General features: G+C 71.1%; 15 protein-coding genes and 1 riboswitch. Of the genes, 9 read left to right on the top strand and 6 right to left on the bottom strand.

What is annotated here, in order from left to right; translation table 11 throughout:
* Positions 1-60: 60 nt before the first annotated feature.
* The 3 genes from FHS22_RS05635 (at position 61) to rpe (ending at position 5,280) form a co-directional block, all read left to right on the top strand.
* On the top strand, positions 61-2,388 hold the full coding sequence (locus FHS22_RS05635; protein WP_184939012.1) for a putative bifunctional diguanylate cyclase/phosphodiesterase: 2,328 nt from the start codon (positions 61-63) through the stop codon (positions 2,386-2,388).
* Positions 2,389-2,688: 300 nt separating this feature from the next.
* On the top strand, positions 2,689-4,332 hold the full coding sequence (locus FHS22_RS05640; protein ID WP_184939013.1) for a VCBS repeat-containing protein: 1,644 nt from the start codon (positions 2,689-2,691) through the stop codon (positions 4,330-4,332).
* Positions 4,333-4,620: 288 nt separating this feature from the next.
* Positions 4,621-5,280 (top strand): ribulose-phosphate 3-epimerase, encoded by a 660-nt coding sequence (rpe, locus tag FHS22_RS05645; RefSeq protein ID WP_184939014.1) that lies wholly within the window; start codon positions 4,621-4,623, stop codon positions 5,278-5,280.
* Between the two features lie 121 nt (positions 5,281-5,401).
* Here the strand turns inward: rpe and FHS22_RS05650 are convergent, their stop codons facing one another.
* The 5 genes from FHS22_RS05650 to FHS22_RS05670 form a co-directional block, all read right to left on the bottom strand.
* Complete coding sequence (locus FHS22_RS05650; protein ID WP_184939015.1) at positions 5,402-6,490, bottom strand: ABC transporter ATP-binding protein; 1,089 nt, start codon at positions 6,488-6,490, stop codon at positions 5,402-5,404.
* A complete protein-coding gene (locus FHS22_RS05655) occupies positions 6,487-7,488 on the bottom strand; it encodes an ABC transporter ATP-binding protein (RefSeq protein WP_184939016.1) in 1,002 nt (333 codons plus the stop codon). The genes FHS22_RS05650 and FHS22_RS05655 overlap by 4 nt, the downstream gene beginning before the upstream one ends.
* 14 nt (positions 7,489-7,502) lie before the next feature.
* A complete protein-coding gene (locus FHS22_RS05660; protein WP_184939017.1) occupies positions 7,503-8,483 on the bottom strand; it encodes an ABC transporter permease in 981 nt (326 codons plus the stop codon).
* A gap of 79 nt (positions 8,484-8,562) precedes the next feature.
* Positions 8,563-10,338, bottom strand: a complete 1,776-nt coding sequence (locus FHS22_RS05665) for an ABC transporter substrate-binding protein (RefSeq protein WP_184939018.1) — start codon at positions 10,336-10,338, stop codon at positions 8,563-8,565.
* 16 nt (positions 10,339-10,354) lie between these two features.
* Positions 10,355-11,356 carry an ABC transporter permease gene (locus tag FHS22_RS05670; RefSeq protein WP_184939019.1) on the bottom strand — a complete coding sequence of 334 codons (1,002 nt, stop codon included), beginning with the start codon at positions 11,354-11,356 and terminating at the stop codon, positions 10,355-10,357.
* Positions 11,357-11,723: 367 nt separating this feature from the next.
* Here FHS22_RS05670 and FHS22_RS05675 point away from each other — a divergent pair, with 367 nt between their 5' ends.
* From FHS22_RS05675 to FHS22_RS05700, 6 genes are all read left to right on the top strand, one after another.
* Positions 11,724-12,533, top strand: a complete 810-nt coding sequence (locus FHS22_RS05675) for an oxygenase MpaB family protein (RefSeq protein ID WP_184939020.1) — start codon at positions 11,724-11,726, stop codon at positions 12,531-12,533.
* Positions 12,534-12,661: 128 nt separating this feature from the next.
* A riboswitch (FMN riboswitch) is annotated at positions 12,662-12,792 on the top strand.
* A 421-nt stretch (positions 12,793-13,213) separates the two neighbouring features.
* Positions 13,214-13,822: a riboflavin synthase gene (locus FHS22_RS05680; protein ID WP_184939021.1), complete on the top strand. Its 609-nt coding sequence runs from the start codon at positions 13,214-13,216 to the stop codon at positions 13,820-13,822.
* On the top strand, positions 13,819-14,484 hold the full coding sequence (locus tag FHS22_RS05685; protein WP_184939022.1) for a nicotinamide mononucleotide transporter family protein: 666 nt from the start codon (positions 13,819-13,821) through the stop codon (positions 14,482-14,484). The genes FHS22_RS05680 and FHS22_RS05685 overlap by 4 nt, the downstream gene beginning before the upstream one ends.
* Before the next feature lie 2 nt (positions 14,485-14,486).
* Entirely contained in the window at positions 14,487-15,695 is a 1,209-nt protein-coding gene (locus tag FHS22_RS05690; RefSeq protein WP_184939091.1) for a bifunctional 3,4-dihydroxy-2-butanone-4-phosphate synthase/GTP cyclohydrolase II, read from the top strand.
* A 61-nt stretch (positions 15,696-15,756) separates the two neighbouring features.
* Positions 15,757-16,227 carry a 6,7-dimethyl-8-ribityllumazine synthase gene (gene ribH / locus FHS22_RS05695; RefSeq protein ID WP_184939024.1) on the top strand — a complete coding sequence of 157 codons (471 nt, stop codon included), beginning with the start codon at positions 15,757-15,759 and terminating at the stop codon, positions 16,225-16,227.
* A 199-nt stretch (positions 16,228-16,426) separates the two neighbouring features.
* Positions 16,427-16,885, top strand: a complete 459-nt coding sequence (locus tag FHS22_RS05700; RefSeq protein ID WP_184939025.1) for a PH domain-containing protein — start codon at positions 16,427-16,429, stop codon at positions 16,883-16,885.
* Positions 16,886-16,915: 30 nt separating this feature from the next.
* Here the strand turns inward: FHS22_RS05700 and FHS22_RS05705 are convergent.
* Positions 16,916-17,218 (bottom strand): EAL domain-containing protein (locus tag FHS22_RS05705; protein ID WP_184939026.1); only part of this gene is annotated, 303 nt, incomplete at its 5' end.

Consider the following 17,218-nt stretch of genomic DNA (forward strand, 5'->3'; position numbering starts at 1 on the left):
CCCGCCCCGTCCCGTCGATGAACCGGCTGAAGGAAAAGGTCTACGGACGGGGGGCGTCCCATGGTGGAGCAGCGTCGGGTCGCCGCGATCCGGAACATCCGGGCGTACGCCGGCCCGCTGGCGGTCTGCCTCGCGTACGTGGTGACCATGGCGGTGTTCGCGGTGACCGCTCCGGCGGGCGTCTTCCACGGCGCCGTCGCCCCGCTCGGCCTGCTGTCGGGCGCCGTCGTCGCCGTGGGGTTCGGAGTGCGGGCCGTCATGCACCGTGCGCTGGACCGCCGGGTGCGGCGGGCGTGGGCGCTCGTCACGCTGGGTGTGCCCGCGCTGGCCGTATCCGTCGCGGGCCCCGTGGCCGCCGGTACGGCGGCGGGCACGTCCTCCGGGATCGCCGCCCGCGTGCTGTTCGTGTCGGCGATGCTGGCCGGGCTGCTGATGTTTCCCGCGCAGGGCGGGACGAGGAAAGAGTCGTACAAGAACGCCCTGGACGCGGTGGCGGTCGCCGCCGCCACCTTCATGATCACCTGGTACCTGGTGCTCGGACCGGCCGTGTCCACCCACGAACTGTCGGCGCTGCAGGCGGTCGCGGCGGTGGGATACCCCCTGGCGGACCTGGTGCTGATCTTCGGTGCCGCCATGGTCCTGCTCCGCGGCGCCACCCCCGGCCGCCGGCCCCTGCTGCTGCTCGCCGCCGGCCTGGTCCCGCTGCTCGCCGGCGACGGCTACCTGGGGCATCTGGCGGGCCGCCCGGAGGCGGCGGGCGGGTCCATGTGGCAGCCGGTCTGCTGGCTGACCGTGTTCCACCTGGTGGCCCTGGCCGCGGCCGAGCAGTGCCGGCAGGCGGGCGCGCCGTACGGCGCGGCGCAGGAGCGGCGGCGGGGGCAGGCCGGCTGGCTGCCGTACCTGGCCACCGGGATGGGATGCGTACTGCTGCTCATCGCCCCCTGGCAGACCGATCTGTCCTCGTGGACGGGCCTGGTCGCCGGCGGCGCCGTGATCACCGCGACGGTCACCGTACGCCAGTTCGTCGTGCTGCGCGAGAACCACGACCTCACCGTCACCGACGCCCTCACCGGCCTGGCGAACCGGGCTCAGCTCCACGCCCACCTGGCGCGCGCCCTGAACCGGGCGCGCAACGGCGCCGAGGTGGCGGTGCTGCAGCTCAACCTGAACGGGCTCAAGCAGATCAACGACGGCTACGGGCAGGAGACCGGCGACGCCGTGCTGGTCGCGGTCGCCGGCATCCTCCGGGTCAACGTCCGGGACTCCGACACCGTCGCCCGCCTCGGCGGCGACGAGTTCGCCATCGTCCTCACCGGCGGCGGCGCCGACGGCGCGATCACCGTCGCCGAGCGCGTCATCGCCGCCATGAACCAGCCGATCGCCGCGGCCGGCCGGCACCTGTCCGTCGGCGCCGGAATCGGCATCGTCGTCTCCGGCCACGACCAGGACGGGCCGCCGGAGGCGTCGCGCGTCCTGCACCAGGCCGGGATGGCCATGGCGGAGGCCAAGAAGCAGCCGGCCAGCGCCTGGCAGCTCTTCGCCGACGAGCTGGAGCGGAAGGAGAGCGACGCCGCAGGGCTCCGGTGCGCGCTGAACACGGTCATCGAGGACGGGCACCTGCGCGTGCAGTACCAGCCCATCGTGGACCTCGCCAACGGAGAGCTGGCCGGGGTCGAGGCCCTGGTCCGCTGGGAGCACCCCGTCCGCGGGCTGATCTCGCCGCTGGAGTTCATCCCCCTGGCGGAGCGCACCGGAGCCATCACGAAGATCGGCCTGTGGGTGCTGCGGACGGCGTGCATCCAGGTCCTGCAGTGGCGGGAGCGGCTCCCGCGCGACCACCAGTTCTACCTGAGCGTCAACCTCTCCCCGCGCCAGCTGGAGGAGCAGTCGCTCGCCGACGACGTGGCCGCGATCCTCGCGGAGACCGGATTCGTCCCCTCCGACCTCGTCCTGGAGATCACCGAGGGCGCCGTCGTCGACGACCACTCGGCCGTCCCCCAGCTCGCCGCGCTGCGCGCCCAGGGCATCCGGATCGCACTGGACGACTTCGGCACCGGATACTCCTCGCTGCGCTACCTCACCCGGCTTCCCGTGGACGTCCTCAAACTCGACCGCTGCTTCGTCACCGAACTCGACGGAACCCCGGAGGGCGCGGTCGTCGCCGAGGCCGTGATCAGGCTCAGCCAGATCCTGCGCCTGGACACCGTCGCCGAAGGTATCGAGCACACCGCCCAGCTCGCCGAGCTGGCCACCCTCGGCTGCCACAAGGGGCAGGGCTACCACTTCGCCCGGCCCCTCACCCCGGAGGCCATGGACGAGCTCATCAACCGCTCGCCGCACGGCTGGCCCAGCCTGCCGCCCGCGGCCCAGGAGATGGCCGCGGCGTAAGGGGCGCGGCTTCCTGAGAGAAGTACAGTTATCAGAACTGTACTTCTCTCAGCCTCCGACCGGCTCAGCGACATCGGTAGCCGAGTTCCTTTGATCCACAAGCCTTGACGATTACCCGGGCCGCCAGTGCTCCGACGACCATCGTCCGGCCACCGAGCTGAAAGGTCTTGTGCCGCGAGCCGTCCGGCGACAGTCGGCGGACCGGCCCTTCCAGCGGACGGCTCGACGCGTCTGGCCTCTCACCAGCGGGTGCGTCCGGTCACAAGTGATCTCCAAGGGGGGGGCGGTCATCCTGCGGCCATGCATCCTCGGAAGATCTCCCGATCGGTGGCGCTGCTCGCCCTGACCGCGGCTTTGGCCGTGCCTGTCAGCTTGCTGGGCACCGCAGGCCCTGCGGGCGCGACCGCGGCCGGCCCGCGCAACACCGACTTCAACGGTGACGGGTACAACGACCTGGCCGTCTCCAACGGGTGGTACCCGGTCGGTCCCGGCACTCAGCTGGGCGTGACCGCGGTCTTGTACGGCGGCCCCGGCGGGCTCACCGGTCACCACCTCATCCGGCCCCAAGGCGACTGCGGACCGGTGGGTACCAACGGCCAGCGCAGCGGCCCATGCCGGTACTGGGGACACGGCCTGGGTGCCGGCGACGCCGATGGCAACGGCCGCACCGACCTGTTCGTCTCCGGGCTGGGGGATGTGCACGCGCTGTCGTGGCTGCCGACCGGCTTCGGCACGCTTCAGCGCCACCACTCCCCAGGCTTCATCGACTTCACCATGGTGGTCGGCCAGTTCGGTGGGCAGTTCGGCACCGACGTTCTCAGCGCCAACGTCGTACAAGGCACCTCCACGCCGTGGGCGGGCATCAGCGGCTGGTACGACGGACAGGAGTTTCGGCAGGCGCCGCTCCCGTCCGACACCCACCTCGTCCAGGCCGTCCCCCGGTCGATGGTCTCCGGTGACCTCAACCGTGACGGCGATCAGGAGATCGCGCTCCTCCAGAACCGGTCCTTGCGCGACAACTCTTCCGGCCGTGAGTGGTATGAGCACCATCTGCTGATCGCCGACGACCCGCACGACCCGCCGATGATGGTCACCACGCTCGGCTCGCCGGCCATCTGCGCCTCGCCGGTTGCGGCCCACAAGGTCTGCCCCGAGCAGGACTCCCAGGTCGTGACAGGCGATGTCAACGGTGACACCCACACCGACCTGGTCATGGCCACTCCCAGCAGGCACACCCTGCATGTCTGGCTCGGTTCGGCCACCGGTTTGAGCAGAACTCCCTCGTACTCAGCTCGCGACCAGCTCTGGCTGACCGACGTCGCCTTCCGAGGCCTGGCCACCGGAGACATCAACGGCGACGGCGCCGACGAGATCGCCATCGGCAAACCCAAGGCCGGCGAGTCCACCAGCGGCGAGGTCGTGCTGATCCCCGGGGCCCGCACCGGTCCGGCGCCGGCCGACGGGCAGGTCATCACCCAAGACGGCGTTCGGCCGTTGTACGGTCCCGCCCCCACTCCTACCGTGAGCGCGACTCCTACCGTGACTCCTACCGTGAGCGCGACGCCGAGCCCCACTCCCACCGTGAGCGCGACTCCCACCGTGAGTGCGACGCCGGGACCGGTGGTCACCTTCGATGACAAGCCGACCGAGGAGCCTCCGGCACTCACCGCCCAGTGGACCACCGGCATGACGTCCGACCCGATCGGCGAGCAGTCCCAGCCCGGTGATCGTTTCGGTCAAAGCGTCTCGATCCTCGACGTCACCGGGGACGGCAAGGCTGAACTCATCGTCGGCGCACCAGGGAAGAATCGCATCGCCGGAATGCTGGCCGTACTGCGCGGCACGCCGGACGGGCTCTCCACCGCCCAGGCGCAGATCGTGCATCCCGCCCAGGCCGGTATGAACTTTCCCTCAGCGGAGCTGGGCTTGAGTCTGCTGCGGTGATCGTCGGCAGCGATCGGTCAGGTGCACGGCGCGGCGGCCGCGGTCGGCGGCGGTCCGGGAGGACGCAGCCCGCCGGAAGGCGAGGGACGGCCGCTGTACCGGACGTAGGTTCGCCAATGGTACGGAGAACCATGTCATGACGGTGTACATGCCGATCCTGAAAGGGCGGAGACCTAGCCTCCAGGCGCTGGGATCCGGAGGAGTGTTCAGCGAGGCCCTTTCACTGAGGGCGTCGCTGTGAGAGGGGGGTGGGGGTGGCGGAGAGGCCGGCCAATAGACTCGGGCATCATGGCCGTACAGATCTCGCCCAGCATCCTGTCCGCCGACTTCGCCCGCCTCGCCGAGGCGGCGGCGGCGGTGCCCAACGCCGACTGGCTGCACGTCGACGTGATGGACAACCACTTCGTGCCCAACCTGACGCTCGGCCTGCCGGTGGTGGAGTCGCTGCTCAAGGCGACGTCCACGCCGCTGGACTGCCATCTCATGATCGAGGACCCGGACCGCTGGGCCCCCGCCTACGCCGAGGCGGGGGCGGGGAGCGTGACGATCCACGCCGAGGCGGCCAAGGCCCCGGTCCGGACCCTGCGCCAGATCCGCGCCGCCGGGTCCCGCGCCGGGTTCGCGCTCAACCCGGCCACCCCCGTCGAGCCGTACGAGGACCTGCTCGGCGAGGTCGACATGCTGCTGCTGATGACCGTCGAGCCAGGCTTCGGCGGCCAGAGGTTCCTCGACGTGGTCCTGCCGAAGATCCGCCGGACCCGCGCGCTCATCGAGCGGCACGGCGGCCAGGTCTGGCTCCAGGTGGACGGCGGCGTCGCGGCCGAGACCATCGAGCGCTGCGCAGAGGCGGGGGCCGACGTCTTCGTCGCGGGCAACGCCGTCTACGGCGCCGACGACCCCGCCCGCGCGGTCGACGCCCTGCGGGCCCTGGCCTCCGCCAAGGCCTGAGCCCGCGGCCGGGCGCGCCGCCCGGATCCGCGTACGGCTGCGCCCCCTGCCGCCCCCCGCCGTCGCCGGTGATTCCCCGGCGACGGCGTTTCGCGGGAGCGCGGGGTGCCCGCCGTACGCCTCAGGCGAGAGCCGGGTCCAGCACCACGTCCTCGCCGTGGACGGTCGGCGCCTCGGGGAAGTGGCACGCGGTCAGGTGCCCCTCCCGGTTCCCCGCCAGCCGGACCAGCGGCGGCTCCTCGGCCGCGCACTTGTCCTGGGCCTTCCAGCACCTGGTGCGGAACCGGCAGCCGGACGGCGGGTCGATCGGGGAGGGCACGTCCCCGGCGAGGCGGATGCGCTCACGGGACTCCACCGCCGGATCCGTCTCCACCTCGGGCACCGCCGAGAGCAGCGCGTGGGTGTACGGGTGGCGGGGCCGCCGGTAGAGGGAGTCCCGGTCGGCGACCTCGACGATCTTTCCGAGGTACATGACCGCGACCCGCTGGGAGAAGTGCCTGACCACCGCCAGGTCGTGCGCGATGAACAGGAACGCGATGCCCAGCTCGCGCTGGAGCTCCTGGAGCAGGTTGACGACCTGCGCCTGGATGGAGACGTCCAGCGCCGAGACCGGCTCGTCGGCGACGATCAGCTTCGGGTTCAGGGCGAGCGCGCGGGCCACGCCGATGCGCTGGCGCTGGCCGCCGGAGAACTCGTGCGGGAAGCGGTTGTAGTGCTCGGGGTTGAGCCCCACGATCTCCAGCAGCTCCCGGACCCGCCGGTCCCGGCCGCCCGGCGGGTCGATGCCGTTGACCTCCATCGGGCCGCGGACGATGCCGCCCACGGTGTGCCGGGGGTTGAGCGAGGAGTACGGGTCCTGGAAGATCATCTGGATCTCGGACCGGATGGGCTTCAGCTCCCTGCGGCTCGCGTGGGCGATGTCGCGCCCGCCGTACCGGATGGCGCCCGCGGTGGGCTCCAGCAGCCGCGCGACCAGCCGTCCGGTGGTGGACTTGCCGCACCCGGACTCGCCGACCAGTCCGAGGGTCTGCCCGGCGTGCACGGTCAGGTCGATGCCGTCGACCGCGTGCACGCGGCCCACCTGCCGCCTGAAGACGAAGCCGCCCATGACCGGGAAGTGCTTCTCCAGCCCGGACAGCTCCAGCAGCGGCTCGGCCGCCCTGCCCGCGGCGGACCCGGTACCGGTCTCCGCGGGGCCGGTCTCCTTCATCGGGTGATCTCCTGCTTCTGGGCGAGGGTCAGGTAGCACGCGTCGCCGTGGCCGCGGTGCGGGGACAGTTCGGGCCGCTCGCCCCGGCACAGCTCGGGGCCGGCCAGGTCCGTGTAGTCGCACCGGGGGTGGAACGGGCAGCCGGGCGGCACGTTGATCAGGCTCGGCGGGGTGCCGCGGACCGGCAGGAGCGGCACGTCCACCGGGGCGCTCAGCCGGGGCATCGAGGCCAGCAGGCCCCAGGTGTAGGGGTGGCGGGGCTCGCCGAGGACCTCCCGGACGGTGCCGCGCTCCACCGCCCGCCCGGCGTACATCACCAGCACCTCGTGGGCGGTGCCGGACACCACGCCCAGGTCGTGGGTGATCATGATGATCGCGGTGCCGGTCTGCTCCTGCAGGTCCCGCAGCAGGTCCAGGATCTGGGCCTGCACGGTCACGTCCAGGGCGGTGGTCGGCTCGTCGGCGATCAGCAGGTCGGGGTCGCAGACCAGGGCCATCGCGATCATCGCGCGCTGCCGCATGCCGCCGGAGAACTGGTGGGGGTAGTCGTCCACGCGGACCTTGGGCTGCGGGATGCCGACCCGGGTGAGCATCTCGATCGCCCGGTCCCGGGAGGCGGCGCGGCTCGCCCCGGTGTGCCTGCGGAAGACCTCGCCGATCTGCCTGCCGATCGTGTGGTACGGCGAGAGCGAGGTCAGCGGATCCTGGAAGATCATCGCGACCTTGTTGCCGCGGAGCCGCTCCATGGTGGAGCGCGGGGCGCCGATCAGCTCCTCGCCGTCCAACCGGATCTCGCCGCTGATCTTGGCGGTCTCCGGGTTGTGCAGGCCGAGCACGGCCAGGTTGGTCACCGACTTGCCGGAGCCGGACTCGCCGACGATGCCCAGCGTGGTGCCCTTCTCCACGTCGAAGGAGAGCCCGTCCACCGCGTGGACGACGCCGTCCTCGGTGTGGAAGTCGACGGTCAGGTCGCGGACCGACAGAAACGGGGTTGACACGGTCTTCGAGGCTCCTAGCTCAGCCGTACTCGGGGGTCGATGAAGGCGTACAGGGCGTCCACGATGATGTTGAACACGATGATCGCCCCGGCCGCCACGAGCACCGTGGCCATCAGGACCGGCAGGTCGGAGTCGGTGACGGCGTTGATGGACAGCCGCCCGAGTCCCTGCAGGCCGAAGGTGGTCTCGGTGATGATGGCGCCGCCGATGAGCGCTCCGAGGTCCACGCCGAAGATGGTGATGACGGTCGTCAGGGTGCCGCGCAGCGCGAAGCGCATGACCACGCTGCGCCCCTTCATGCCCTTGGCCCGCGCGGTGCGCACGTAGTCCTCGCCGAGCTGCTCCACCATCGTCGAGCGGGTCATCCGGGTGTAGTTGGCGGTGAAGATGATCGACAGCACCACCCAGGGCAGCGCCAGCCCGGCGGCCCAGGCGAGCGGGTCCTCGGTGAAGGGCCGGTACTGCGGCCGGGTCAGGATCTGGTTCTGGTAGACCAGGAAGTACAGCGCGAGGGTGCCGACGAAGTAGATCTGCAGGGAGAAGCCGATCAGCGACGAGACGCTGGCGATCTTGTCCAGCGGCCGGCCCTGGTTCAGCGCCGCGATGATGCCGGTGGCGACGCCGAACAGCAGGAAGACGAGCGCCGCGCCGACGGTGAGGGAGACGGTGACCGGGAGCCGGTCCAGGATCGTCTCGAAGACCGGCGCCTTGTTGACGAAGGAGTAGCCGAGGCAGGGGGCCGGGCAGTGGCCCAGCCCGCCGTAGTCGCGGCCGACGAAGATCCCGGCCAGCCAGGCGGTGAACTGCGCGAACAGCGGCTGGTCCAGGCCCAGGTTGTGCCGGGCCTGCTCCAGCAGCTCCGGCGGGCAGACCTTGCCGCAGGCGAGCCGGGCCGGGTCGGCGGGAACGGCGAAGAAGAGGAAGAACGTGACGGCGGAGATGACCACCAGGGTGACCACGGCGCCGAGGGCGCGGCGGGTGAGGAAACGGAGCATCGACTGCTTCCCGACGGGGAGTGGCTGGGACCGCTGCGGTCCGGGGGCCGCGCCGTGCGGCGCGGCCCCCGGAGCAGGGTCACTGCTTGACGAAGATGGTGTTCGGCGACACGATCCAGAACTGCGGATCGATCTCGGCGCCGCCCACCTTGGAGCCGTGGAGGATGTTGGCGATCCGGTTCTCGGCGACGACCAGCGGGGTGATCGTCTCCTGGACCTTCTTGTCCAGCGCCATCCACGCGGCGTTCGCCTCGTCGATGTCGGCCATCGCCGTGATCTTGTCCATCTCCGCGGTGAGCGCCGGGTCCTTCAGGTGCGCGTAGTTCGGCGCGCCGTCGGCGACGGGCCCGAAGATGACCGGCAGGACCGTGGAGCCCGACGGCCAGTCGGCGCCCCAGCCGCCCCAGTACAGGTCGAACTCGTTCTTCACCAGGCCGATGGAGTCGTAGTAGGTCTTGCGGTCCAGCGGCTTGGCCACGACCTTGATGCCGGCCTTCTCCAGGGCGCTCTTGATCACGACGGTGACCTGCTCCTGGACCGGCGTCTGGTTGTAGGCGTAGACGATGGTCGGGGTGGGGTTGCTCGACTGGGCCAGCAGTTCCTTGGCCTTGTCGATGTCGCCCTCGGGCTTGGTCGTCTTGCCGAACAGGTCGTAGGGCTCGTAGCCGACCGTGGTGTTCTCGTTGAGGATCGTGGTCGGCAGCGCCGCCGCGGCCGGGCCGCCGGAGACCTGCTGGATCTGCTTGGACGGCCAGGCGTAGTTGATCGCCTGGCGGATCTTGACGTCCTTCACCCGGTCGAGGTTGAAGTAGTAGTAGTTGCCGTACGGCGAGGGGCTCTTCAGCAGGCGCGGGGCCAGCGAGGCGTCGCCGAGGACCTGCTGGAGCCGCTCCGGCGGGACGCTGGCGTAGAAGGTGAACGCCGTCTGGTCCGCTCCCGCGTCCGCCATGAGGCGGTCGGTGATCTGCAGGGCCTCCTGGCCGAACTCCATGTGCCACTTGTCGGGGTAGGCGCCGCGGATCGGGTCGGTCGCCGCGTCCCAGTTCGGGTTGCGCTCCAGGTCCAGCGTCTTGTCGACGACGTGGCTCTTGATGACGTACGGCCCGCTGGAGAAGGGCTCCTTGTCGTACTTCTCCTTGGTGTCCTTGGCCTTGGGCACGATGGCGTACCCGCCCATCGCGAAGGCGTAGTTCGCGTCGGCGTGCGGCGTCTTGAACTTGAAGACGACCGTCTTGTCGTCGGGCGTCTCGATGGCGTCCAGGCGCTTGCCGTCATAGGGGCCCTGGTAGGCCTTCTTGTGGTCGGCCTCGGTCAGCCACTGCTGGACGTAGGTCGGGCCCTGGGTGATGAACGGCGCGAACGTCCGCTCGATCGTCCACTTCACGTCCTCGGACGTGATCGGCGAGCCGTCCTGCCACTTCACCCCGTCCTTGAGGGTGAACGTCCAGGTCTTGCCTCCGTCGGAGACGGTGCCCGCGTCGGTGGCCAGGTCGCCGACCAGCTTGTAGTCGCCCTTGGCGACCCGCTTGTAGCCGGTCAGGCCGCGGTGGATGAGCAGGCCGAAGTTGGTCGCGGTGTTGACGTAGCTCTGCCCGGGGTCGAAGTGGGCGAAGTCGTCTCTGTCGATCATGGTGACGGTGCCGCCCCGGACGACGCCCTCGGGTTCGATGGCGGGGCCCTTGGAGTCCTCTGCCGTGCCGACGGTGATGGTCGGCGGCTTGAACGGCTCCGCGGAGGCGGCGGGCGCGCTACTGGAGGTGGCGGGCGCACCCTGGTTGCCCTCGGCGCACGCGCCGGTGAGCACGAGCAGGCCGGCGGCGAGCGCGGCCATGGTCGACCGCTTGCGGACTCTCATCTCTCTCCTATCGGGTCTAGCGCTTGATCTTGGGGTCGAAGGCGTCGCGGACCGAGTCGCCGAGCAGGTTGAACGCGATCACGAAGACCAGCAGGGCGACGCCGGGGAACATGAGGTAGGTGATGTCGTTCTGGTAGACCTGGGTGCCGCGCAGGAACATGCGGCCCCAGTCGGGGATGGGCTCGATCATGCCGACGCCCAGGAACGACAGCGCCGCCTCGGCCGTGACGAGGGCGGGCAGCAGGAGCGTCGCCTGGATGAGGATCGGCGTCCACAGGTTGGGCAGCAGCTCCTTGAAGACGATCCGGGCGGGGGAGGCCCCGGTGACCCGGGCCGCCTCGACGAACTCGCGCTCGCGCAGGGAGAGCACCTGGCCGCGCAGGATGCGGGCGATGCCGGCCCACTGGAAGGCCGTCAGCATGATGACCAGCGTCACCGCGCGCAGCCAGACCGGGGTCTCCTCGTCCGGGCTGACGAAGAGGTTCTCCACGACCGGCATGAACGCGATGATGAACAGCGTGGACGGGAACGACAGGGTGAGGTCGATCACGCGGCCGATGGCGTAGTCCGTCTTCCCGCCGGCGTATCCGGCGACGATGCCCATCACGATGCCGATCGTCGTGACCAGGACCGTCGCCGCGGCGGCGATCAGCAGGGAGGTCCTGATCCCGTAGACGAGCTGCATGAAAACGTCCCGGCCCAGGTTGGGCTCGATGCCGAACCAGAACTCCGAGCTGATCCCGCCGTTGGGCAGGACCGGATATCCGAAGTCGTTCAGCAGGCCCGGGGTGTCCTGGCCGTACAGGGTGTAGGGGTCCTTTCCGTAGAGCCAGGAGATGACCGGGGCCAGTGCCGCGACGAGAAGGAAGAAAATCACGACGACGGCGGACGCGACACCCGTCCGGTCGCGGCGGAAACGTAGCCACATCAGCCGGCCGGGGGAGCGGCCCGCGGTTTCCGGGGCCTTGGCGGCCAGCGTCTTACCGGGTCCGGCCACGGCCGGCGCGGGGATCGTCATCGGGTGGAGGCTCCCAGGAGCAAAGGTGGTTCGGGATCTGGGGGAACCATCGCAAAAGCCATCCGCCCGATCAATGGGAACGGGGCATCTCATTTTATTGTTGTGTAAATTCGATTGGCTCGTTGCGATAATTCCGTTGACCGGGTCCCGGGGTCCCGTGAAAGGATGTCGTTCCCCCGAGAATTGCTTTTCACGGATTTGTGACATGTCCATGACACGTCCATGACGGCTCCGTTCCGGTTGTGTCCGGAAAACGTCGCGATCCTGTGACGGAGGCGCCCCGCCGGTCGTGCGGCGGCGGATTCCCGCGAGGCGGGTGTGAGGTCCGCGCGGATGGGGTAACCACTTACTTACGAGGAGGTGGCCCATGGATCACGGGCTGTTCGGGCCGGGCTCGGTGACCTGGCGTGTGATGGGGGAGCCGATCCTGCTGGTCGGCGGTTTCCGGGCGCTGCTCATGCAGGGGCTGCACCCCAGGGCGATGCGCGGGGTGGCGCAGAACTCCGCCCTCATGGACCCGGCCGAGGCGTGGTCCCGCTTCACCCGCACCACCGAGTTCGTCCGGGTGCGCACCTACGGCACGAGCGCGGAGGTCGAGCGGGCCGGCGCCAGGGTCCGGAAGATCCACTCCAGGCTCACCGCCCTCGACCCCGACACCGGCGAGCGCTTCCGCCTGGACGACCCCGAGGCGCTGCGCTGGGTGCACGTCGGCGAGGTCGACTCCTACCTGTCGGTGGCCCGCCGGGCGGGGGTGTCCCTGACCGACGCCGAGGCCGACCGGTTCGTGGCCGAGTGGCGCCGCGCCGCCGAGGTCGTCGGCCTGAAGCCCGAGGACGTCCCCGGCTCGGTCGCCGAGATGCGCGACTACATCGACGCCCGCCGTCCCGGCCTCTACTTCGCCCCCGAGGTGCCCCACCCCCTGCGCCAGTCGCTCAACGCGCCGCTCCCGCCGCGGCTGCTCCCGCTCAAGCCGGTCATGCCCGCGCTCACCCTGCTCGCCTTCGCCACCCTGCCGCGCTGGGCCCGCAGGTTGTACGGCCTGCCCGCCACGCCGCTCGGCGACCTGTGGGCGACGGCGACCCTGAGAACCCTGCAGGCGGGGATCGGCCTGGTCCCGGCCCCGGTCAGGTACGCGCCCGACGCCCGGCGGGCGCGGCGGCTGAACGCGGCGGCGTGACGGGGACGGATATTGACCAAGCGCTCGCTTGGTTCATATGCTGGGGTCAGGTTCCGTCCGGTTTGCCGGGCGTGGCACACTGAGGTAAGGGAGCGGGCCCGGCAGGGCCCGCCACCCGAAGAAGAGAGCAGCGTGCTCCGGGGTCGGTGAAAGTCCGAACCGGCGGTTACAGTCCGCGACCCGGTCGAAGCCATCGACCGGTTGACCCGGTGAAATTCCGGGACCGACGGTTAAAGTCCGGATGGGAGGAAGCGCGCGAGCGGAGAGTGCCGTCAAGGCGCCCTCCGCCGACGGGAGTTCTGTGCACCCGTCATCCCCGGGGCCCGCCGTGGCAGGAAGCTACTGGCGAGTAGGAGACCCGGGTTGAGCCAGCCGATCCCATGTGACGGCGCACCGCCGTACGCCGGACAGCCCGGCCGTGCCGGACGTCCGAGCCCTGCGGAGCACCGCCGGCCCCCTGAACGCCCTGGCCCTCGACGCCGTCCGGCCCCCGCCCCGCCGCCCGCCGGTCCCGCCGCGGGACGCCCACTGTGCCCGGTCGCGGACGGCGGCGCCCGGATCCTGCTCTCCGCCCGCGTCCCGGCCTCCGGACCCGCCGCCCGGAGCCCGAGGACACATCCCCCCGTTGGGCCGGACCCGCGTCTGACCGCCCGGCCGGTACCCGTTAAGGAGCAGTGAGAATGTTCACCGGAATCATCGAAGAGCTGGGGGAGGTCTCCTCCCTCGAACCGCTGCGGGACGCCGCCCGGCTGGCGATCCGCGGCAAGGCCGTCACCGCCGACGCGAAGCACGGCGACTCGATCGCGGTCAACGGCGTCTGCCTGACCGTGGTGGACGTCGGCGGCGAGGTGTTCACCGCCGACGTCATGAAGGAGACCCTCGACCGCAGCAGCCTCGGCGCGCTGCGCCCCGGCTCCCCGGTCAACCTGGAGCGCGCGGTCCGCGCCGATGCGCGCCTCGGCGGGCACATCGTCCAGGGCCACGTGGACGGCACCGGCGTGCTGCTCTCCCGGGAGCCCGCCGAGCACTGGGAGGTCGTGCGGATCTCGCTCCCGGCCGAGCTGAACCGCTACGTGGTCGAGAAGGGCTCCATCGCGGTGGACGGCGTGAGCCTGACCGTGGCGTCCGTGGACGCCGAGGCGTTCTCGGTCAGCCTGATCCCGACCACGCTGGAGCTGACCACCCTCGGTGCCAAGCGGCCGGGCGACCCGGTGAACCTGGAGACCGACGTGATCGCCAAGCACGTGGAGAAGCTGGTGGGCGCCTACGGGCCGGGAGGCCGGCCGTGAACTGGACGGAGGCGGGATTCGTACTGTTCGACGACGTCAAGGTCCTCTGGACCGACCTGGCCGGCAACATCGCGGCGCTGGCCACCGTGATCCTGGCGATCCGCAAGTCCATCTGGACCTGGCCGGTGCAGCTGACCGGCGCGGTGCTGCTGCTGATCGCCTCGATCAGCGCCCACATCACCGGCAACGCCCTCAAGCAGGTCATGTTCGGGGCGCTGGCCGTCTACGGCTGGTGGAAGTGGGCGCGCGGCACCGAGGGCGGCCAGGCGCTGGCCGTACGGCCGGCGACCCCGCGCGAGCGGCTCGGGCTGGTCGCGGTCATGATCGCGGGAACCGCCCTGGTGGGCGTGCTGTTCTTCGTGTTCGAGCTGTCGTGGGGCGTGCACACGCCGGGCGTCGAGGGGTACGCCCTCGTCGCCGCCGACGCCTACATCTTCGTCGGCAGCGCGGTCGCCACCTGGGCGCAGGGCCGGGCACTGGTCGACTTCTGGATCGTCTGGGTCGCGGTGGACCTGGTCGGCGTCCCGCTGGCCTTCAGCTCCGGGCTGGTCGTCTCCGGCACGGTCTACGGGATCTTCTTCGTGCTCGTCCTCGCCGGATTCGCCAGCTGGCTCAAGGAGTACCGGTCCCGGACCGCGCTCGTCCCCAAGGAGGCCGTGTGACCATGCTGGACCCGATCGAGCGGGCGATCACCGACATCCGCGAGGGCAGGCCCGTCGTGGTCGTCGACGACGAGAACCGCGAGAACGAGGGCGACATCATCTTCGCCGCGGCGAAGGCCACACCGGAGCTGCTGGCCTTCACCATCCGGCACACCAGCGGCGTCATCTGCGTCTCGATGCCCGGCGAGGACCTCGACCGGCTCGGCCTGCCGCTGATGGTGCACGACAACCGCGAGCGCATGCGCACCGCCTACACCATCAGCGTGGACGCCCGCGACGGCGTGAGCACCGGCATCTCCGCCTCCGACCGCGCGAAGACCATCCGGACCCTGTGCGACTCGGCGACCGAGCCGTTCGAGCTGGTCCGGCCCGGCCACGTCTTCCCGCTCCGCTACCGCGAGGGCGGCGTGCTGGTCCGGCGCGGCCACACCGAGGCGGCCGTGGACCTGTCCCGGCTGGCCGGGCTGAGCCCGGCCGGCGCGCTCGCCGAGGTCGTCAACGACGACGGGACCATGAAGCGCCTGCCGGAGCTGCGGGCCTTCTGCGACGAGCACGACCTGGCGCTGGTCTCCATCGAGCAGCTGGTGGAGTTCCGGCGCAGGACCGAGCGGATGGTGACCCGGGTCGCCGAGACGCGCATCCCGAACCGGCACGGGATGTGGCGCGCCTACGGCTACTCCAGCGCCCTGGACGGCGGCGAGCACCTGGCCCTGGTCTACGGCGACCTCGGCGACGGAGAGGACGTCCTGGTCCGGGCGCACTCCGAGTGCCTCACCGGGGACGTGCTGGGCTCGCTGCGCTGCGACTGCGGGGTGCAGCTCGACCACGCGATGGAGCGCATCGCGCAGGAGGGCCGCGGGGTGGTGGTCTACCTGCGCGGACACGAGGGGCGCGGGATCGGGCTGCTGGCCAAGCTGCGGGCGTACGGCCTGCAGGACAACGGGAGCGACACCGTCGACGCCAACCTGGAGCTCGGCCTGCCGGTGGACGCCCGGGAGTTCTCCAACGCCGGGCAGATGCTCGCCGACCTGGGCGTGAGGTCGGTCCGGCTGCTGACGAACAACCCGGCCAAGACCCGCGGCATGGACGGCTACGGCGTCAAGGTGCTGGGCCGCGAGGCGATGCCGGTGGCGATGAACCCGTACAACGAGAAGTACCTGGCGGCCAAGCGCGACCGCCTCGGCCACGACATCCACGGGGAGAGGGAATGAGCGAGAGGGTCGATGGACGCGGCGCGCCCGCGGACTCCGGGCCGCCGGTCGGGGAGGCCGCATGAGCGGGGAGGGCAGGCCCGGCGCGGAGGCGGTCGGGGCCGGGGGGCTGACGGTCGGGATCGTGGCCGCCCGCTGGCACGAGAAGATCACCGATCAGCTCGTGGCGCGGGCGGTGCAGGCCGGCGAGGACAGCGGCGCGACCGTGACCGTGGTCCGGGTGGCCGGGTCCCTGGAGATCCCGGTCGTGGCCCAGGCCCTGGCCCGCAGGTGCGACGCGGTCGTCGCCCTGGGCGCGGTGATCCGCGGTGAGACCGCCCATTTCGACTACGTCTGCGACTCGGTGACCTCGGGGCTGACCCGGATCGCCCTGGACGAGGAGACCCCCGTGGGCAACGGCGTGCTGACCTGCGACACGGTGGACCAGGCCCTCGACAGGGCCGGGCTGCCCGGCAGCCACGAGGACAAGGGGTACGAGGCCACCGTCGCCGCGCTGGAGACCGCTCTGCTCCTGCGCGACCTGCGGGACTGAAGCGCGGGCGGGAGGCGGCGGCTGAGAGGCGGCGGCTGGAGAGACGGCGGCTGGAGAGACGGCGGCGACCGGCGCCGGGCGGTCTGGACTGCCCGGTGCCGGTGCCGGTGGCGGTGGCGTGAGCGAGGGCGCCGGGGGCGTGCGATAGGTTTCGAACCGCGTCCGACCAGCCGTTCCGCAGAAGGAAAGTGATCCGCAGGTGAGCTCCGAGAGGGTCCCCCCGCCCGCCCTGCCCGTCGTGTGGCGGCCGAAGAAGGGCCGGATCGTGGCGTACGGGCTCGCCGCGCTGCTCATGGTGGGGGCCGTGCTGATGGCGGTCTTCCTGCCGCCGCCGTTCGCGCTCCCCGACAAGATCGGGGTGGTCGTGTTCGCCGGGCTCGTCGCCGGCGTGCTGCACCTGCTGGGCCGCTGCCGGGTGGAGGCCGACGAGAACGGCATCACGCTGGTCAACGCGCTGCGGGTGCACCGCTACGAGTGGCCGGAGGTGCTCGCGGTCACGCTGGTCGAGGGCGAGCCCTGGGCGAAGATCGATTTCTCCGACGGGATGACCATCGGCGCCATGGGGCTCCAGGGATCGGAGAAGGCGCGGACCGCCCAGCAGGTCATGGAGCTCGCCGCCCTCATCCACGAGCGAGGCGAGGCCGACGAGCTCCGCTGACCCGGCAGGGCCGGTCCTCCGGGGCGCGGCCTATCCGGCCAGGGCGGGCCGCTCCCACGACTCCGGGGCGGGGCTCTCGGCGCGTGTGTCCAGGATCTGCTCGATGTTGCCGGCCGACAGCGGCGGCGCGAAGTGGAAGCCCTGGGCCAGCCGGTAGCCCAGCTGGTAGAGCCGTTCGGCCTGGTCGGCGGTCTCCACGCCCTCGGCCACCGCCCGCAGGCGCATCACCTGGGCGATGTGCGCCAGGGAGGTGGCGATCGCGGCCTGCTCGGCGGTGCCGGTGACGCCGTCGATGAACAGCTTGTCGACCTTGAGCACGTCCACCGGGCAGGT

Source organism: Thiemannella venezuelensis (assembly GCF_014203605.1).
GTDB lineage: Bacteria > Actinomycetota > Actinomycetes > Streptosporangiales > Streptosporangiaceae > Planomonospora_A > Planomonospora_A venezuelensis.